General features: G+C 69.1%; 13 protein-coding genes and 1 pseudogene. 10 read left to right on the forward strand and 4 right to left on the reverse strand.

Annotated elements, in window-relative coordinates; all coding sequences use genetic code 11:
* Positions 1 to 27: 27 nt before the first annotated feature.
* The 3 genes and pseudogenes from AB4K12_RS20515 to AB4K12_RS20525 all read right to left on the reverse strand — a co-directional run.
* Positions 28 to 423, reverse strand: a pseudogene (locus tag AB4K12_RS20515) (lipase family protein); the annotation flags it as partial.
* A gap of 160 nt (positions 424 to 583) precedes the next feature.
* Positions 584 to 976, reverse strand: a complete 393-nt coding sequence (locus AB4K12_RS20520; RefSeq protein WP_368435558.1) for a hypothetical protein — start codon at positions 974 to 976, stop codon at positions 584 to 586.
* Positions 977 to 1,300: 324 nt separating this feature from the next.
* Complete coding sequence (locus AB4K12_RS20525) at positions 1,301 to 2,431, reverse strand: serine hydrolase domain-containing protein (RefSeq protein WP_368435559.1); 1,131 nt, start codon at positions 2,429 to 2,431, stop codon at positions 1,301 to 1,303.
* 510 nt (positions 2,432 to 2,941) lie between these two features.
* Here AB4K12_RS20525 and AB4K12_RS20530 point away from each other — a divergent pair.
* Positions 2,942 to 3,175: a thiopeptide-type bacteriocin biosynthesis protein gene (locus tag AB4K12_RS20530; protein ID WP_368435560.1), complete on the forward strand. Its 234-nt coding sequence runs from the start codon at positions 2,942 to 2,944 to the stop codon at positions 3,173 to 3,175.
* 109 nt (positions 3,176 to 3,284) lie between these two features.
* Here AB4K12_RS20530 and AB4K12_RS20535 read toward each other — a convergent pair whose 3' ends face one another.
* Positions 3,285 to 4,568 carry an aminotransferase class V-fold PLP-dependent enzyme gene (locus AB4K12_RS20535; RefSeq protein ID WP_368435561.1) on the reverse strand — a complete coding sequence of 428 codons (1,284 nt, stop codon included), beginning with the start codon at positions 4,566 to 4,568 and terminating at the stop codon, positions 3,285 to 3,287.
* 660 nt (positions 4,569 to 5,228) lie between these two features.
* Here AB4K12_RS20535 and AB4K12_RS20540 point away from each other — a divergent pair.
* From AB4K12_RS20540 to AB4K12_RS20580, 9 genes are all read left to right on the forward strand, one after another.
* Entirely contained in the window at positions 5,229 to 6,170 is a 942-nt protein-coding gene (locus tag AB4K12_RS20540) for a transcriptional regulator (protein ID WP_368435562.1), read from the forward strand.
* 267 nt (positions 6,171 to 6,437) lie between these two features.
* A complete protein-coding gene (locus tag AB4K12_RS20545) occupies positions 6,438 to 7,466 on the forward strand; it encodes an NAD(P)/FAD-dependent oxidoreductase (protein WP_368435700.1) in 1,029 nt (342 codons plus the stop codon).
* Between the two features lie 19 nt (positions 7,467 to 7,485).
* The gene (locus AB4K12_RS20550; RefSeq protein WP_368435563.1) at positions 7,486 to 7,785 is read left to right on the forward strand and encodes a 2Fe-2S iron-sulfur cluster-binding protein; all 300 of its coding nucleotides are present in this window, start codon (positions 7,486 to 7,488) and stop codon (positions 7,783 to 7,785) included.
* A gap of 69 nt (positions 7,786 to 7,854) precedes the next feature.
* Positions 7,855 to 8,607, forward strand: coding sequence for a hypothetical protein (locus AB4K12_RS20555; RefSeq protein WP_368435564.1), 753 nt, complete (start codon positions 7,855 to 7,857; stop codon positions 8,605 to 8,607).
* A 78-nt stretch (positions 8,608 to 8,685) separates the two neighbouring features.
* On the forward strand, positions 8,686 to 10,017 hold the full coding sequence (locus AB4K12_RS20560; protein WP_368435565.1) for an acetyl-CoA carboxylase biotin carboxylase subunit family protein: 1,332 nt from the start codon (positions 8,686 to 8,688) through the stop codon (positions 10,015 to 10,017).
* Positions 10,014 to 11,339 carry an acetyl-CoA carboxylase biotin carboxylase subunit family protein gene (locus tag AB4K12_RS20565; protein ID WP_368435566.1) on the forward strand — a complete coding sequence of 442 codons (1,326 nt, stop codon included), beginning with the start codon at positions 10,014 to 10,016 and terminating at the stop codon, positions 11,337 to 11,339. Before AB4K12_RS20560 ends, AB4K12_RS20565 begins: the two co-directional genes overlap by 4 nt.
* Positions 11,336 to 12,598, forward strand: coding sequence for an acetyl-CoA carboxylase biotin carboxylase subunit family protein (locus tag AB4K12_RS20570; RefSeq protein ID WP_368435567.1), 1,263 nt, complete (start codon positions 11,336 to 11,338; stop codon positions 12,596 to 12,598). Before AB4K12_RS20565 ends, AB4K12_RS20570 begins: the two co-directional genes overlap by 4 nt.
* Complete coding sequence (locus tag AB4K12_RS20575; protein WP_368435568.1) at positions 12,595 to 13,497, forward strand: EamA family transporter; 903 nt, start codon at positions 12,595 to 12,597, stop codon at positions 13,495 to 13,497. The genes AB4K12_RS20570 and AB4K12_RS20575 overlap by 4 nt, the downstream gene beginning before the upstream one ends.
* Positions 13,494 to 15,140 carry a DUF885 domain-containing protein gene (locus AB4K12_RS20580; protein WP_368435569.1) on the forward strand — a complete coding sequence of 549 codons (1,647 nt, stop codon included), beginning with the start codon at positions 13,494 to 13,496 and terminating at the stop codon, positions 15,138 to 15,140. The genes AB4K12_RS20575 and AB4K12_RS20580 overlap by 4 nt, the downstream gene beginning before the upstream one ends.
* The last annotated feature ends 61 nt before the right edge of the window (positions 15,141 to 15,201 follow it).

Genomic DNA, 15,201 nt, shown 5'->3' on the forward strand with positions numbered 1-15,201 from the left:
GTGGGTGTAGACGGGCTCCGGCGGCAGCGTCGGGACGACGTCGTTGTTGTTGACGAAGCGGAACATGCGCTGCTTGAAGCCCTTGTTGTACGCCTCGGCGAGGAGGCGGTCGCAGGTACGGGGCTGGCCGTAGGTGTAGACGCCGTCGGCGAGCAGCTTCGGGTCCTCGAGGTACAGCCGTGCACCGGCGAGCATGGCCAGGGCGCCGCCGAGGCTGTGACCGGTGAAGTACAGGCTCTGCCCGTTCGTGCGCATCTCCTGCAGGGTGTTCTTGACGGTGGGGAAGACCGACTCCAGGGCCTGGGCGAAGCCGTAGTGGACGTAGCCGGTCTTCGCGGGACCGGGCCAGGGCGGGGTGGTGCCGTCGGAGAGCCAGTCACGGATCTGGACCGGCTCCGTGCCGCGGAAAGCCGTGATGATCATGTCGTCGCTGGCCACGGTGTACGCCTGGGTGTCCTCCAGCGGGAACGGCGGCGTGAACCGCGTGTGCGGTCCGCCTCGTCGGCCGAAGACAGACGGAACTTTCCGTCTGCAATCCGTCTGCAATATGACGACGCCCCCTCATGAGAGGGGGCGTCGTGGACTACTTGGTGCGTATCTTCCGGCCCTTTGGCGGCGGCCCGCATTCCCGTGCGGCCGCGATGAAGGGCTTGAGTGCATCATGGAGCTTATTCAGCGAGTCGGGCCCGAGCTCGATCTCGTAATACTGGACGGATGGGATCAGCCTGGTTTCGAATTCGCCGCCTCCGTCCTCGTCACCCTTCCCGGCCCCAGCCCGCACTTCCATACCCGGGACTGAGAACGTGTGCAGATGGACGTCCTCGGTCACGGTCGGATCGAGGTCGTCGTAGACCTCAACCTTCACCCATGTCTCCTGGGTGACGGACTGGTCTCCCACTGTCAATGTCCTGCCTCCCTTCCGCACACCCGGTTCGCCTTGTCGCGATTCGTCTACCTCAATAAATCTGGTGCCCATCAGCGCCCCTTCCCAAGAACAACCAAAGACTAGCCGCTGCTGGGGAGTTACACTCAATCGGGAAGACGCCGGGGGTGCCGCCGGACGTGAGGACTGAACTCATCATTGAGCTGGGGCCGTTGTGGCACCGGCACCAGCCCCGGCTCACGGCCCGACCGCGGCGGGGCGAGCCGCGGTGGCCGGGGCGAAGCACAGGCTCGTCTTCGTCGGCGGGCCGCTGTCCGGACTGGTGACTCTGCGTCATGGCACCACCCATGACGTGCCGGCCCGCTGCCGCAAGTACCCGTGACCCGCCCCCACGGCTCGCACGTCGCCCGATTCTGTCTACTGAGCCGACTCGGCCGCGTCGGCCGACCCGGTCCGCCCGCCGCCGAACACCTCCTTGACGAGCTTTTGCGTCGACTCCTGAAACGCCGCCGCCATGGACAGCGCGGTGTCGTCGACATAGTTCAGCGCGGCGGTCAGGGTCTTACTGCCGTCGGGCGTGCTGTACATCAGCGCCGCGTGGCCCGCCATGCCGCCGTTGTGGGTGATGACGGTGCCGCCGTTTTCGCCCGCGTCCTGCACGAACACCCCGAGGCCGTAGCCGACCTTGGAACTCGGCTTGCACATCTCGGCCAGCAGCGGGGCCGGCAGGAGTTTGCCGCCCATCAGTGCGGAGATGAACGTGTGGAGGTCCTGGGTCGTCGAGATCATGTCTCCGCCGGTGGAGATCCAGGAGGGGTTCTGGCGGGTGACGTCGACCGTCTTCTGCTGACCGGCGTCCTCGTACCGGTAATAGGCGTGGGTGTGCGGCTCGGGGATCTCCGCACCGGTTTCCGGCACCACGGTGCCCGACAGCCCGAGCGGTCCCAGGATCAGCCGCTGCATCTCCTCGGCGAACGAGCGGCCGGTGGCCTTCTCGATCAGCAGCCTGGCCAGCACATAGTTGGTGTTGGAGTAGCTCCAGTCCGTACCCGGCTCGAACCGCGCAGGCTTGGACAACGCCAGCCGTACGAGCTCTTCCGGCAGGTAGGTCTTGAACCGGTTGTCCACCCACTCCTGGCCCGCGGTCGTGGCGGGGATCCCCGGCGCGAACGTCCCGTCCTCGTAGTACTCGCCGGTGAAGTTGAACACCCCGCTGGTGTGCTGCAGCAGCATCCGCACCGTGATCTTCCGGTCCAGCCCGAACTCGGGCAGGTAGTCGACCGCCGGGGAGTCCAACCCGATCAGGCCCTCGGCCACCAGCCGCAGCACCAAGGCCGCTGTGAAGGTCTTGGTGTTGCTGCCTATCCGGACGTGCCCGTTCACCGACGGCTTCGCGGTCTCGCCCAGCTTGCGCACTCCCGCGCTGCCGACCCACTCCCCCCGCTCGTCGTGCACGCGCAACGTCACCCCGGTGAAACCGGACTCGACCATCTCCTCGATGACCTTCTGCAGCTCCGGGCGGTCCTGGTCGGCAAGAGTGATGGACATGGGGGTGTGCTCCTTGGGAATTCGACTGAACGGACTGGATCCGAGGGGCGCTTCCCTTCGGCTCGCCGTTTCCGACGAGGGAAAAGCTACGTTGCGTTCTAATTTCCAGCAACGTCGCCACCGCAAGGAATCAACATAATTGCAGGTCAGAGCTGTAAGATCGTTGCAACCGTCCCGAATTTAATGCAATGATGATCAGTCGTTCGTTGCAATGAATTGAGAGTGAACGCCATGCTGGAGGCAGTGAATCGGCGGGGCGTGGCTGTACGGGCCCGGTGACGTCGCGCACGCCACAGTGTGCGTCGGTCTCGTGAACTGCCAGCACGTCCACTGACCGGGGCGGGCCGGCCGGGCGGCTGTGGAGCGACGCGCGTCTGCGTGAGGCTGTACGGATCTCCAGTCCGGCCCTGGCCGGTTCCGTCGACCGGCTGGTGGCCGGGCGGATCGCCGGGGCGGCTCGCAGTCGGCGCGTGGCCCTGGCACTGGCCCGCTACGCCGTGCGGCAACGGCGTGCTGCCGGCGTTGCACGCCTGGGCGAGGACGTTGCGGCACCTCGGCCTCCTGCAGGACCTGACCCTGTGCTCCTATGAGCCGGAAATCGAGCGCTACGGCGGCGCCGAGGCGATGGAGGCGGCCGAGCAGGTCTTCCACACCCGGCCGTCAGCGCCTACGGGCGACTGCTGCGGCGCGCAGGACCGCAACAGGGCTCGTCGGCGGCGATGCTGCGCAGCCTCGGGCACATGACGGCCGTTACTCGTCGCCGCCGTCCGAGGGGCCTCCGCTCGAACGCCGCCACCCCGCCCATATGGACGGGGTGGTGAACCGGCAGGCTGCGCGCCGCGAGCGGCGGTCGTCAAGCCAGTGACCGTATGACCTTGAGCGCCTTGTCGATCTCCTTCGGGAAGTTGACGATTCCGGCCGACAGGCGCACATGCGGAACCGCGTACGGCGTGGCACTGGCGACGACGCGGTTGTCGCGGAGGACCTGCACGACGTCCTTCGGCTTGTAGCCCTGTACGTCGAAGGTGACGATGCCCGCGGACACCGCAGGGTCGAGCGGCGTATGGAGCGTGACGTGCTTCATGCGGGCCAGACCTTCCTTGATCTGGCCGTTCAGCTCGAGGATCCGGTCCTGGATCCGCTTGCGGCCGATCTGCCGGACGAAGCGGAACGCCTCGACGGTGGCCCACTGGTGTTCGTAGGCGAAGAAGCCGCCCGGGCTGATCCACGCGGCTTCGGTCGGGCCGTGCGGCGGGCGTTCCTGCCGCCAGGCGTCTTCCGTTTCCGGGGCCATCAGGCTGGGAATGGTCGGCTGGACATGCTTCCAGCTCTCCGCCTTCCCCCAGATGATCCCGGTCCCGTGCGGTCCGAGGATCCACTTGTGCGTGCCCGCGGAGAAGAAGTCGCAGCCCATCTTCGCGACGTCCTCGTCCGCCACGCCGAAGCCGTGGACCCCGTCCACCACCAGCAGGATGCGGTCCGCTTCGTCGCGGTTGCGGTTCAGGTCCTTGATGACGGCCGCGACCTTGGCTATCGGCAGCCGTACACCGGTGTTGGAATGGACCCAGGTGACACCGACGACCCGGGTATGCGGGCGTATGGCGGCACGTATCCGCGCTATGGCCTTGTCCGCGGAGAAGTTCAGCGACGATTCGTAGAGCGGGATCTTGCGCCAGCTCGCGCCCCACTTGTCGCAGGCCAGACGTATTGATTCGTGGTGCGGATAGAACTCGTGCGTGGTGGTCAGGATCTCCTGGCCCGGCTTCAGGCGCAGGCCGTTGTAGATGAGGGCGAGCCCCATTGTGGTGCTGCTGGTGAGGGCGATCTCGTTGGGCTGCCCGCCGGTGTATTCGGCGGCGGCGGCGCATACCTGGCGCCACAGCATGTCCTGGTCGCGCTCGAACATGTTGTCGTCAAGGAAGTTGTACGGGTTCTCGTCGAACGCCTTGCGGTACCTCGCGATCGCCTCGCGGACGGGGGTCGGGTTCGAGGCGAAAAAGAAATTCGACAGGTGCGCGTAGTCGGGCCGGAGCAGGAACTGCGCACGGACGGACTTCCAGTCGTGCGGCGCGAAGGGCTGGGGCGCGGCCTGCGGTGCGGCGGTTTGTGCGGCAGTTTGTGCGGCGGCGTTCGCCATGGGCCCCGACAGGGCCAGCGAGGAGGCCGCGATGCCTGAGCCGACCAGTATTTTGCGACGCGAAAGAGACACGATTACCCCTCCATAAAGTGATATGCAGCGGCTTGCACATCGCCGGGCGAGGGCCGCGGTGGCGCGTCACAGTTGTTTTGGCGAGGCGCGCTGCCCAATTTCCCGGCCGAAATTCCCCGGCTCTTCGTCCGGATTCTTCAGCGAGACCGAATTGTGCTTGATCATCGCATTTCGGGGAGACTAACGGCTTCCGTTTCGGCCCGTCAAGAAGCTTATCCGGAACTTCGGCGGGCGCCCTCCGGGGCAATTTCGGCCAGCGTTGGCTTATTCGAGAGGCGCCGCAGGAGATTTCCAATCCAATCACCCATAACGGGAGAAGCCGGTTCCGCTGCCGTTGGCATATGCCAACGGAACGAGCAGCGACTGGGTGAGATGGGCACAATCCGCCGGTCGAAAGCCCGGGCCCGCAATGCCGGGTCAATGCACTTGATCAGGACTTGACGGATCGCCGCATAGATCGTTAACCATTCTCCTATCTACCTGTAGTGTGAAACAACGGGGAGTGGTGGGGCGTTGACGTACCTATTAAAGGCAATGGCTCGAAACCCCGAGAACGCGACGGAGGATGGACGCGCCGATGTCCACCTGGTGCCGGTCGGCTCCCTGGTGGTCGCCGACTCGCCCCGTCTGGGCGGGTTGAGCCGGGAGCACGTCGAAGTGCTCGCGCAGTGCGCTATCGAGCCGATCCTGGTGCATCGGGACACCCGGCGCGTGGTCGACGGGATGCACCGCCTCCAGGCCGCGAGGCTCCGGGGGGAGAATCTGATTCCCGTCCGGTATCTGGACGGGCCGGTCGGCGAGGTCTTCATTCACTCCGTGATGGCCAATGTCGCCCATGGTCTGCCGTTGACGCTCAAGGACAGAAAGGCCGCGGCCGGGCGAATCCTGGTCTCGCACCCGAATCTGTCGGACCGTGCGATCGGGCGCATCACAGGACTCTCACCCAAGACCGTGGGAGTCGTCCGCCGCACTTCGAGCGAGGAAGTTCCTCAGTCGAAGGTCCGGGTCGGGGCGGACGGCCGCTCCCGCCCGCTCGACGCGGCGCGACGCCGGGAGGCGGCCCGCGCGTTCCTCGCCGAGCACGCCGGCGCCACGCTTCACGAGATCGCCGCCAGTGCGGGGGTGTCGATCAGCACCGCGTGCGAGATCCGGCAGCGGGTACGGCGTGGCGAGCAGAACGAGCAGCACCCTCCGCTGCCGCGCATGCGTGCCGTACCCGAGGTCCGGGACCGGAACCGGACGGGCAGCTCCGGGCCGCCGACGGACGAACAGCGGACGGAGAACGGCCGGGTGCAGCGCATCGAGACCCTGGCGAAGGATCCGTCGCTCAGACTCACCGAGTCCGGGCGCGCGCTGCTGCGCTGGTTGAACGAGCGTGCGCCGGATCTCGAGGCAGGGCGGCAGCTGATGGCCGCGGTACCGCTGCACTGCGCCGTCGCGGTCGCGGACCTGGCCGACACCTACGCCCGGGAATGGCAGCGGTTCGCCAGGGCCCTGGATCAGGCCGTCGGCGACGCGGCCGAGCGGTAGGACGTGGGCGAGCAGTAGGACAGGGCCGAGCGGTAGGACGTGGCCGAGCGCACCAGGAATGGAATGTCCGCCCACCTGTACGGACGAGGGGACTTTCGACCCCTTTCCTTGACGGAATGTTCAGTGCCCTGAAGGATGAATTTGCGCTCGGCGGTAAGTTTCATAGGCCAAGCACGGCCCCGCTGCGGTGCTTTGTATGAGCGCGAAAACGCCGAACGTCAAAAGGGGCTGGAGTTCGGAATGAATCAAGCGGGGAATCGAATGGAGATGACATCGACTGACGTCGACACAAGCGCGGACGTGGCCGTCGTCGGAGCGGGCCCGGCCGGCTTGTACGCCGCCTACTGCGCGGGATTCCGCGGGCTTTCCAGCGTGCTGGTCGACGCGCTGCCCGAGCCGGGCGGCCAGATCGCGGCCCTGTACCCGGAGAAGAAGATCTACGACGTCGCCGGTCACCCGGCCGTGCGAGGCCGGGAGCTGATCGACAACCTGGTCGCGCAGGTCGCGCCGTTCGAGCCGCGCTACCTGCTCGGCCGTACAGCGGCCTCCCTTACGTCCGACCTCATGTCCGACGCCCTGGCGCCGGACGCCGGGGCGGGCTGGACGATCGGGCTGGAGGGCGGCGGGCGGGTGCGTGCCGGAGCTGTTGTGATCGCGGGCGGGCTCGGCCGTTCGGTCCCGCGCACGATGCCCTGTCTGAGCCCCTACGAGGGGCGTGGCGTGGCGTACCACGTGCCGCGGCTCGACGAGCACCGGGACCGCGACGTGGTGATCGTGGGCGGTGGCGACAGCGCGGTCGACTGGGCCCTCGCCCTCGCGCCGATCGTCCGGTCCGTCACCGTCGTCCACCGGCGCTCGGCCTTCCGTGCCCACGAACACAGCGTCAAACAAATGTATGCGGCCGATATTCGCGTATTGACAGATGCGCACGTGACGGCCTGCAAGGGCGCGGAACATCTGGAAGAAGTGCGCGTCACGATCGGCGAAGAGGAATTGACGCTGCCCGCGCGGGCTCTTGTCGCGGCTCTGGGATTCATCACCAGCCTGGGCCCGATCGCCGAATGGGGACTCCAGGTGGAGAATCGCCAGATCGCGGTCGACAGGGCGATGCGGACGAATCTGCCGCGCGTGTACGCGGTCGGCGACATCTGTACCTACGAGGGTCGCGTCCCGCTCGTTTCGGTGGGCTTCGGCGAGGCGGCGGCCGCGGCGAACCACGCGGCGGTCGAACTGCGCCCCGGTTCCCGCCTCGCGCCGGAGCACTCCACCGACCGCGAGGACGTGCCGCTGTCATGACCCCGGAGAAGCCGCTGTCATGACCCTGAAGAAACTGACCATCCTCCCGACCGGAACAGAGATCCTGCTGCCCACGGGATCTCCCCTCACCGAAGTCGAGTACGAGACCCCGCAGCGGCTCATCCCGTTCGGATGCCGCTCCGGATCGTGCGGCGCGTGCGTCGTCCAGGTGCTGGAGGGCTTCGACTCCCTCGGCGAACCCGACGACGACGAGCTCGACTTCCTGGAAGACCTCGGCCGGACCGGCGGCGACCACCGCCTGGCCTGCCAGTGCCGGCTGCGGGGCGACGCGATCGTCCGCGTCGCCGATGACATCTGACCGCGCTCGCACCCGAACGTCCGAGCGTCCACGAGAAACGTCCACGAGAAAAACGAGAAAGGTGACACCATGCCGAACCGCGTGCACAACGTCGGCTACGGAGACCGTACCCCGTTCCTCAACGCCGCCGCCTCGGCGAAGCTGCGCGCCGAGATCGACGAGCAGCTCGATCTGCAGGTCGCCGAGTGGTACGCCAACGTCCCCGAGGCCGCGCACCTCGAGGGCAAGAACGTCGACTCCGCGTACTACAAGCGGCACCTGATCGAGACCGCCTGGCGTATCCGGCTGCTGCGGGTGGCCGAGTCCAAGGCACTGGCGGAGATCGCCAAGCGCAGCCCGGAGGCGGCCCAGGTCTGGGCCAACTACGAGCAGGAGGAAATGCTCCACGACGAGCTGTTCATCACCGACCTGGAGAAGGTGGGCGTGTCGCGCGAGCAGTTCCTGGACACCGAGCCCTACCTGTCGACCAAGCTGCTGACCGGCTACTTCTCCTACCTCCTGGACCACGAGGGCCCGCTCGGTGTGGTGGCGTACTCCTACCTCGTCGAGTACGTGAACGTGAAGCTGGAGCCCAAGAAGCTGGAGGCGCTGAAGGGTTCGGTCGGCGAGAGCAACATCGGCGGCCAGATCAACCACTCCCACACCGACATCAACGACGACCACCCCGGCGAGGTCTGGGCGGCCGTCCGGCACCTCCTGCGCGGCGATGACGACATCGCCGCGTTCAAGCGGTACCTCCGCGAGCACCAGTCGATCCTGGCGCAGTACTTCGAGGAGCTCTACCAGGACACCATCGTCAAGGCCGAGAAGCAGTCGGTCTGAGCCTGATCCCTGTCCTCGGCGGGGGCGCGGCGCGGCCGTGCCGCGCCCCCGCCCGCCGGTGAGGAGGCCGGATTGAGCATGAAAAACGCCAGTGGAGTGCTGCTGCTCAGCCATGTCGGGTTCTCGTTCATGGAGGACCTCGTCAGCACGGTCACGGCGCGGGGGCTGAAGGTCTACGTGCTCAGCTCGCTGCCGGAGCCGCACTTCCAGGGATCCAGGCCCGGGGCGCTGGCGGACCTCGCCGACGACGTCCGGGTGACCGACGCGCACGTGCTGACCCCGCGCGACGTCGAGGACCACCTCGACCGTCTGGAGGCCGCGGGCGCGTCGGTGTCGTGCTGCCTCACCGTCTGGGAGGGCTACCGGCACCTGATGGCGCTGGCCAACGCCCGTCTCGGGGTGCCGGACCTGGACGAGAAACAGGTCCTGGAGCTGCGCGACAAGCTGACGCTGCGGAACCGGCTCGCCGACGCCGGCCTCAGCCGGGGCCGGGCGTCCGCGCTCACCCCCGGAACGCTCGTCGAGCGCCAGCGCGACGGCGGGCGCTATTTCGTGAAGCCGGTCAGCGGCATCGCCTCGTTCGGAACGTTCCCGCTCACCACCGGCACGACCTGGGCCGACCTGGAACGCATCGCCGCCGAGGCCCGGGCGGACACGGTCTACGCCAGCGCCTTCACCGCCGACGGGATGGAGTTCCTCGTCGAGGACTACGTGCCCGGGCGGGAGTTCAGCTTCGAGGTGGTCGTCGTCGACGACGAGCCGCACGTGGTGGCCGTGCACGAGAAGTGCGAGGTGACGGAGACGGCGGGCACCGTGCTCGAGAACGCCTGCGTCAGCCCGCCCACGAGCCTGTCGCAGGAGGAGATCGGCGTCGGGATCCGCTGGGTGGCGAGCGTGCTGGACACCCTCGGCCTCGGCTGGGGCTGTTTCCACGTCGAGGCACGGCACGCCCCGGGCGGCTGGGATCTGATCGAGGTCAACCCGCGCGTCGGCGGCAGCCTGATCTCGCCCAGCGTGGCGGCGCTGACCGGCGGCCCCGACCTGCTCGACCTCTGGCTGGACTCCCTGCTCACAGCCCTTCGGCCGGACGGATTCCGGAAGGATCTGAAGGCCTTGTCGTTCGCGGAGGACGGCAGCACGCCGAGCGGGAACGCGACGTTCTTCCGCGTCTTCTTCGCCGACCCCGGCACGATCCGTGCGGTGGGACTGAACGACGGACTCCCGCTCCGGCCGGTCGTCACGCACGTCCTGCTCGAGCCCGGTGACGTCGTGGAGTCGTCCTCGCGCGAGGTGTTCCTCGGCCAGCTGCTCTGGAGCATGGACCTGGCCGGCCGGGACGCGGTCCTCCCCGAGCTGATGCCCGCCTCCGAGCGGGCGATCGAGATCGTGTACGAGACGGAGCGCGCATGACCAGGCCGATACTCCTCATCGTCGACTACAACCTGAGCCGGATCGACGAGGTCCGTCACCTGCGGGACTACGCGCGCGAACGCCACGGCGCGACGGTGGTCCTGATCCGCGCCGATCCCACCGAGGCCGACCACGCCATCGCCGACGAGGTGATCGACCTCGATCCGCTGCGGGACGACTTCGCCGAGATGGGCGAGAAGCTGCTCGGCGACCGGCGCGAGCAAATCAGGGCGGGCATCGTCTTCTCCGACAACGCCGTGCGCAGCGGGGCCGAGCTGCTCGAGCGGCTGGGTGTGGCGGTCGACTCGTCACCGCTGGCCGAGGGCGCGTTCTCCAAGTACCGCTACCGGCTCGGTGAGGCGCGCGTCGCCGACCTGCTGGCAGCGCAACGGATGATGGTGCCCGACTTCGCCCAGATCGCCTCGCTCGACCAGCTGAGGGACTTCGCGCGCGACCACCCCAAGGGCTTCGTGGTCAAGCCCGCGGCGGAGGGCAACAACCGGGGCGTCGTCGTGGTCCGTAACGGCGACGACCTGACGGCGGCGTTCGCCGAGGTCCTGCCCTATCTGGAGGGCGGGGTCATCTGCGAGGAGCTCATCCCGTACCGGCGCGAGTACTCCTTCGACGGGCTGGGCCCGCTGGTGTTCCTCACCGAGAAGATCAGCGCGAGCGGCCGGTATCCCGTCGAGATCGCGCAGGTGCTGCCCGCCGGGCTGGACGACCACGAGCGCGCGACGCTGGAGCGGGCGGGACGGCAGGCGAACTGGCTGGTCGGCCAGTGCGACGGGCCGTTCCACAACGAGATCAAGCTGAGCGACGACGGGCTGCACGCCGCGGTCGTGGAGCCCAACCGGCGGCCGGGCGGGATGAAGATCTGGGCGCTGGCCCGCTGGGTCTACGGGATCGATCTGCACCACCACTGGATCGACACGGCCTTCGGCGCGGCCGCCGGCGTGGGGCGGCCGGTGCCGGGCTGCTCGGCGGCGACGGTGCTGCTCGGGGTCGGCAGCGACCGCTCGTTCTCCCCGGACGACGTCGCGGCTGGCGCGGACCCGTTCGCGGACGCCGTCCAGGACACCGCCGAGCGGTTCGGCCTGGCCGACGGGGAGCTGACCGTCGCAGAGTTCTCCTGGCTGTCGCGCGAGCGCCGCGACCTGCATGCCGTGGCCCGCGACAACGCGGACTTCGCGGCGCAGGGCTGCGTCGTCCTGCGCGGCGACCGCGCCGACATCCGGCCCGTCGTCCACGCGCTGCGTGAGGCGTGGTCGGAGGCCCTGGACCGCGCCCTCGAACTCCCCGCCCCTGTAAGGAAGTCCCGATGAAGATCCTTATCCTGCATCGCGTGCCCTACTTCAAGATTGAATACCACCGAGGGATCTCTCATGACCGGCACGAGGTCACCTATTTCGGGACCGACCGGGCCCTGGCCACCCTGCCGCCCGACCTGCGCTGCGAGCGGGTGAGCCGTCCGGGCGAGCGCCCGGCCTTCGAGGAGGCCCGGGACTGGCTGGCGGAGCGTCCTCGCGCATTCGACCGGATCATCTCGGCGTCGGAGTACGAGCTGCTCGACGCCGCCCGGCTGCGCGAGCATCTGGGCGTCCCGGGCGCGGCGTTGGACCAGGTCGCGCTCGCCCGCGACAAGGTCCTGATGAAGCGGGCGGTCGAGGAGGCCGGCCTCCGGGTGCCGCGCTTCCTCCCGTTACCTCGCTTCCTCGAACTGGACGGCCGGGTGCCCTGGTCCGGCCGGACCGTCCTCAAGCCGCACCGGGGCGCGTCCAGCGAGGACGTGCTCGTGTTCGACACCCCACGGCAGGCCGCCGCGGCGGTCACCGGACGGCAGGCCGGCGTCGCCCGCCTCGACGCCGCGAGCGGCCTGGAGGACTTCCAGGTCGAGGAGTTCGTCTCCGGGCCGATCAGGCACTTCGACGGCCTGGTGCAGGGCGGCGAGGTCCTGGTCCTCAGCGCCAGCGAGTACGTCGGCACCTGCCTGCAGTACGCGCAGGGCGAGCCGATGGGATCGTTCCAGATCGAGTTCTCCGAGGAGACGCGCGCCTGGGTGTCGCGCGCCCTGGCCGCCGTGCGGATCGAGGACGGCAGCTTCCATCTGGAGGCGATCGTCCACGAAGGGGAGCTGGTCTTCCTGGAGGTCGGCAACCGGGTCGGGGGTGCCGACGTGGTGGCTTGTGTCGAGCTGGCCACCGGCGTCCACCTGCCGTCGTACGAGCTGCGCGTCCTGCTCGGCGAGCGCATCGCCGGGACGCTCCCCGAGCCGCCCGCCGACCGCCGCTGGTACGGCTGGTTCGTCCACCCCGGCCACCACCTGGCCGGGCGGGAGTACGTGGGCCTCGACGGGACCCTGGCGTTCCGGGCCGGTCCGCGCGTGGTCACCTGGCACGAACTGCCGTCCGGCGCGCCGCTGCCCGACCACATCACCTACCAGGCCGGAGAGACGGTCCTCGCCGGGATCGTCGCGGGCGACGCTCCCGAGGAGACCCGGGACTGGATGGCCGACTTGTTCGGCTCCCTTTCGGTCCGTACCCGCCCGGCCGCCCCCACGATCCCGGAACAGGTCTCCGCATGAAGAAACAGCACATCCTGATCGCGGTGGCCGTCACCGCGATCTGGGGCCTCAACTTCTCGGTCATCAAGATCGGGCTCAAAAGCGTCGACCCGCTCATCCTGGCCGGGATCAGGTTCGCGCTCTGCGCGCTGCCCGCGGTGTTCTTCCTGAAGCGGCCGCAGGTGGCGTGGCGGTACATCATCGGCTACGGGCTGGTGTTCGGCGTCGGGCTGTGGGGCGTGGTGAACCTGGGCATCAAGGCCGGGGTGTCGTCGGGGATCTCGTCCCTGGTGCTGCAGTTCAGCGCGTTCCTGACGATCCTGCTCGGGGCCGTGATATTCCGCGAGAAGCTGTCGCGGTTCCAGTACCTGGGAATGGCGGTCGCGCTGGTCGGCCTGTTCTCGGTCACGTTCGTCACCGACGGCACGGTGACGTTCGCCGGCGTCGCGCTGGTGCTGTTCGGCGCGGCCGCGTGGAGCGTCGCCAACGTGATCATGAAGAAGGCCAAGCCCAAGGACACGCTGTCGTTCATGGTGTGGTCGAGCCTGTTCTCGCCGGTCCCGCTGTTCCTGCTGGACCTGGTCGTGAACGGCACCAAGGGCTATGCCGAGTTGCCGCACCAGCTCGGGTGGGCGGCGATCCTGTCCCTCCTCTTCCAGGCGTACCCGAACACCGTGCTGGGATACGCCGTGTGGAACTGGCTGCTCCGCGAGTACCCGGTGTCGACCGTCGCGCCGCTCTCCCTGCTCGTCCCGGTCTTCGGCATGGCGGGCTCGATGGTGATCTTCAACGAGTCGCTGCCGCCGCTCAAGCTGGTGGCCGGAGCGCTGATCGTCACCGGCCTGGTCATCGGCCTCTACGGCAAGCGGCTGGCCGAGTCCAGGAGCGCCGCTCGGATCCCGTCGTCGGTGGGCCGATGACCCTCCTGAACGATCTCGCGGACCGGTACGTGGACGAGCTGGCCGCGCTGGATCCGTGCCTGGCCGCCGTGATGGGCATCGCCGGGCAGGAGGAACGGCTGACCGACTTCGGCCCGCGGGCGGCCCAGGCCCGCGCGGAGCTGGCGCGTCGCACGCTGAAGGCGGTCGACGACACACCGGTCGCGGGCGACGCGGAGCGGGTCGCGGCGGCGGTGCTGCGCGAGCGGCTCGCCACGGAGGTCGCGCTGGCCGACGCCGACGCGTACGGCACGCTGCTGGACACCCTCGACGGGCCGGTCCAGCGGATACGGCACGCGGTGGGGCTGCTGGACCAGGGCGGCGACACCGCGTGGGACACGTTGCTGGCGCGGCTGCGGGCCGTCCCGGGCGCGCTGGCGGGGCTGCGCGAGAGCCTGGAGGCCGCGCGGCGCGGCGGCCGGGTCGCGCCGTACCGCCAGGTGGCCCGCAACGCCCGGGAGTGCCTGGACATGCGGCCGTACCTGGCGGGGCTGCCCGCCGGGCACGGCGACGGCGTGTCGCGGCGCGCTCTGGACGAGGCCGTGGTGGCCGCGAACCAGGCGCTGACGGAGTTCGCGGCGTACCTGTCGCAGGAGCTCGCCGCCGATGCGCCGGAGCTGGACGCGCTGGGCGCGGACCGCTACCGGCTGGGGGTACGGGAGTTCCTCGGCACCCGGCTGGACCTGGCGGAGACCTACGCGTGGGGCTGGGACGAACTGGCCCGGGTGCGACGGGAGATGGCCGAGGCGGCGGCGCGGATCGGGCCCGGCGAACCGGTCCCGGCGGTGCTGGCGGCGCTCGACGGCGATCCCCGGTACCAGGTGAAGGACGCGGCGGCGTTCCGCGACCTGATCCAGGAGCTCGCCGACGGCGCCATCGCCGATCTCGACGGTACGCACTTCGCGATCCCCGAGCCGCTGCGGCGGATCGACTGCCGGATCACCCTCGGAGAAGGGGTCGCCGTCTATCTGGCGCCCAGCGAGGACCTGTCGCGCCCCGGGACGGTCTGGTGGCCGCTGCCCGGCTCGGACGCGCCCATCCCGGTGTGGAAGGTGCCGGGCACGATGTTCCACGAAGGCGTTCCGGGCCATCACCTGCAGCTGGGCGTGACGACCCTCAACACCGCCACCCTCAACCGGTTCCAGCGGCTGTCGTGCGAGCTGCACCCGGCGCACGTCGAGGGGTGGGGCCTGTACGCGGAGCGGCTGATGGAGGAGCTGGGGTATCTCGACGACCCGGCGCACCGGCTGGGAACGCTGGCCACGGGGCAGCTGCTGCGCGCCGCGCGCGTCGTGCTGGACATCGGGCTGCACCTGCGGCTCCCGATCCCCGTGGGCACCGGGTTCCATGAGGGGGAGCGGTGGACTCCGCGGCTGGGCCGCGAGTTCCTCGCCGAGTACTGCGGGCTGGGCCCGGCGGGGTTCGTCGAGTTCGAGATCGACCGGTATCTGGGGCGCCCCGGCCAGGCCCTCGCCTACAAGCTGGGCGAGAAGGTGTGGCTGGAGGCGCGGGACGCGGCGCGCCGCCGCGACGGTGCCGCGTTCGACCTCAATCGGTTCCACCGACGCGCCCTGGACCTGGGGCCGATGGGCCTGGACCTGCTGCGGGCCGAACTGGCCCGCTAGTCCGGGGGCGTGACGAGCGGTTCGGCCACGGTGCGCGGGCATGCCACCGTGGCCGACTGCT

Origin of the sequence: Streptomyces sp. C36, assembly GCF_040932295.1 — a bacterium.
Taxonomy (GTDB): Bacteria; Actinomycetota; Actinomycetes; order Streptomycetales; family Streptomycetaceae; genus Streptomyces; species Streptomyces triculaminicus.

What these genes read in the sequence shown, in the direction of transcription:
- AB4K12_RS20535 (WP_368435561.1), bottom strand. Translation starts at nt 4,568, where the DNA reads ATGGCGAACGCCGCCGCACAAACTGCCGCACAAACCGCCGCACCGCAG.
- AB4K12_RS20560 (WP_368435565.1), top strand. Translation starts at nt 8,686, where the DNA reads ATGAAAAACGCCAGTGGAGTGCTGCTGCTCAGCCATGTCGGGTTCTCG.
- AB4K12_RS20555 (WP_368435564.1), top strand. Translation starts at nt 7,855, where the DNA reads ATGCCGAACCGCGTGCACAACGTCGGCTACGGAGACCGTACCCCGTTC.
- AB4K12_RS20575 (WP_368435568.1), top strand. Translation starts at nt 12,595, where the DNA reads ATGAAGAAACAGCACATCCTGATCGCGGTGGCCGTCACCGCGATCTGG.
- AB4K12_RS20520 (WP_368435558.1), bottom strand. Translation starts at nt 976, where the DNA reads ATGGGCACCAGATTTATTGAGGTAGACGAATCGCGACAAGGCGAACCG.
- AB4K12_RS20565 (WP_368435566.1), top strand. Translation starts at nt 10,014, where the DNA reads ATGACCAGGCCGATACTCCTCATCGTCGACTACAACCTGAGCCGGATC.
- AB4K12_RS20525 (WP_368435559.1), bottom strand. Translation starts at nt 2,431, where the DNA reads ATGTCCATCACTCTTGCCGACCAGGACCGCCCGGAGCTGCAGAAGGTC.
- AB4K12_RS20550 (WP_368435563.1), top strand. Translation starts at nt 7,486, where the DNA reads ATGACCCTGAAGAAACTGACCATCCTCCCGACCGGAACAGAGATCCTG.
- AB4K12_RS20580 (WP_368435569.1), top strand. Translation starts at nt 13,494, where the DNA reads ATGACCCTCCTGAACGATCTCGCGGACCGGTACGTGGACGAGCTGGCC.
- AB4K12_RS20545 (WP_368435700.1), top strand. Translation starts at nt 6,438, where the DNA reads ATGACATCGACTGACGTCGACACAAGCGCGGACGTGGCCGTCGTCGGA.
- AB4K12_RS20570 (WP_368435567.1), top strand. Translation starts at nt 11,336, where the DNA reads ATGAAGATCCTTATCCTGCATCGCGTGCCCTACTTCAAGATTGAATAC.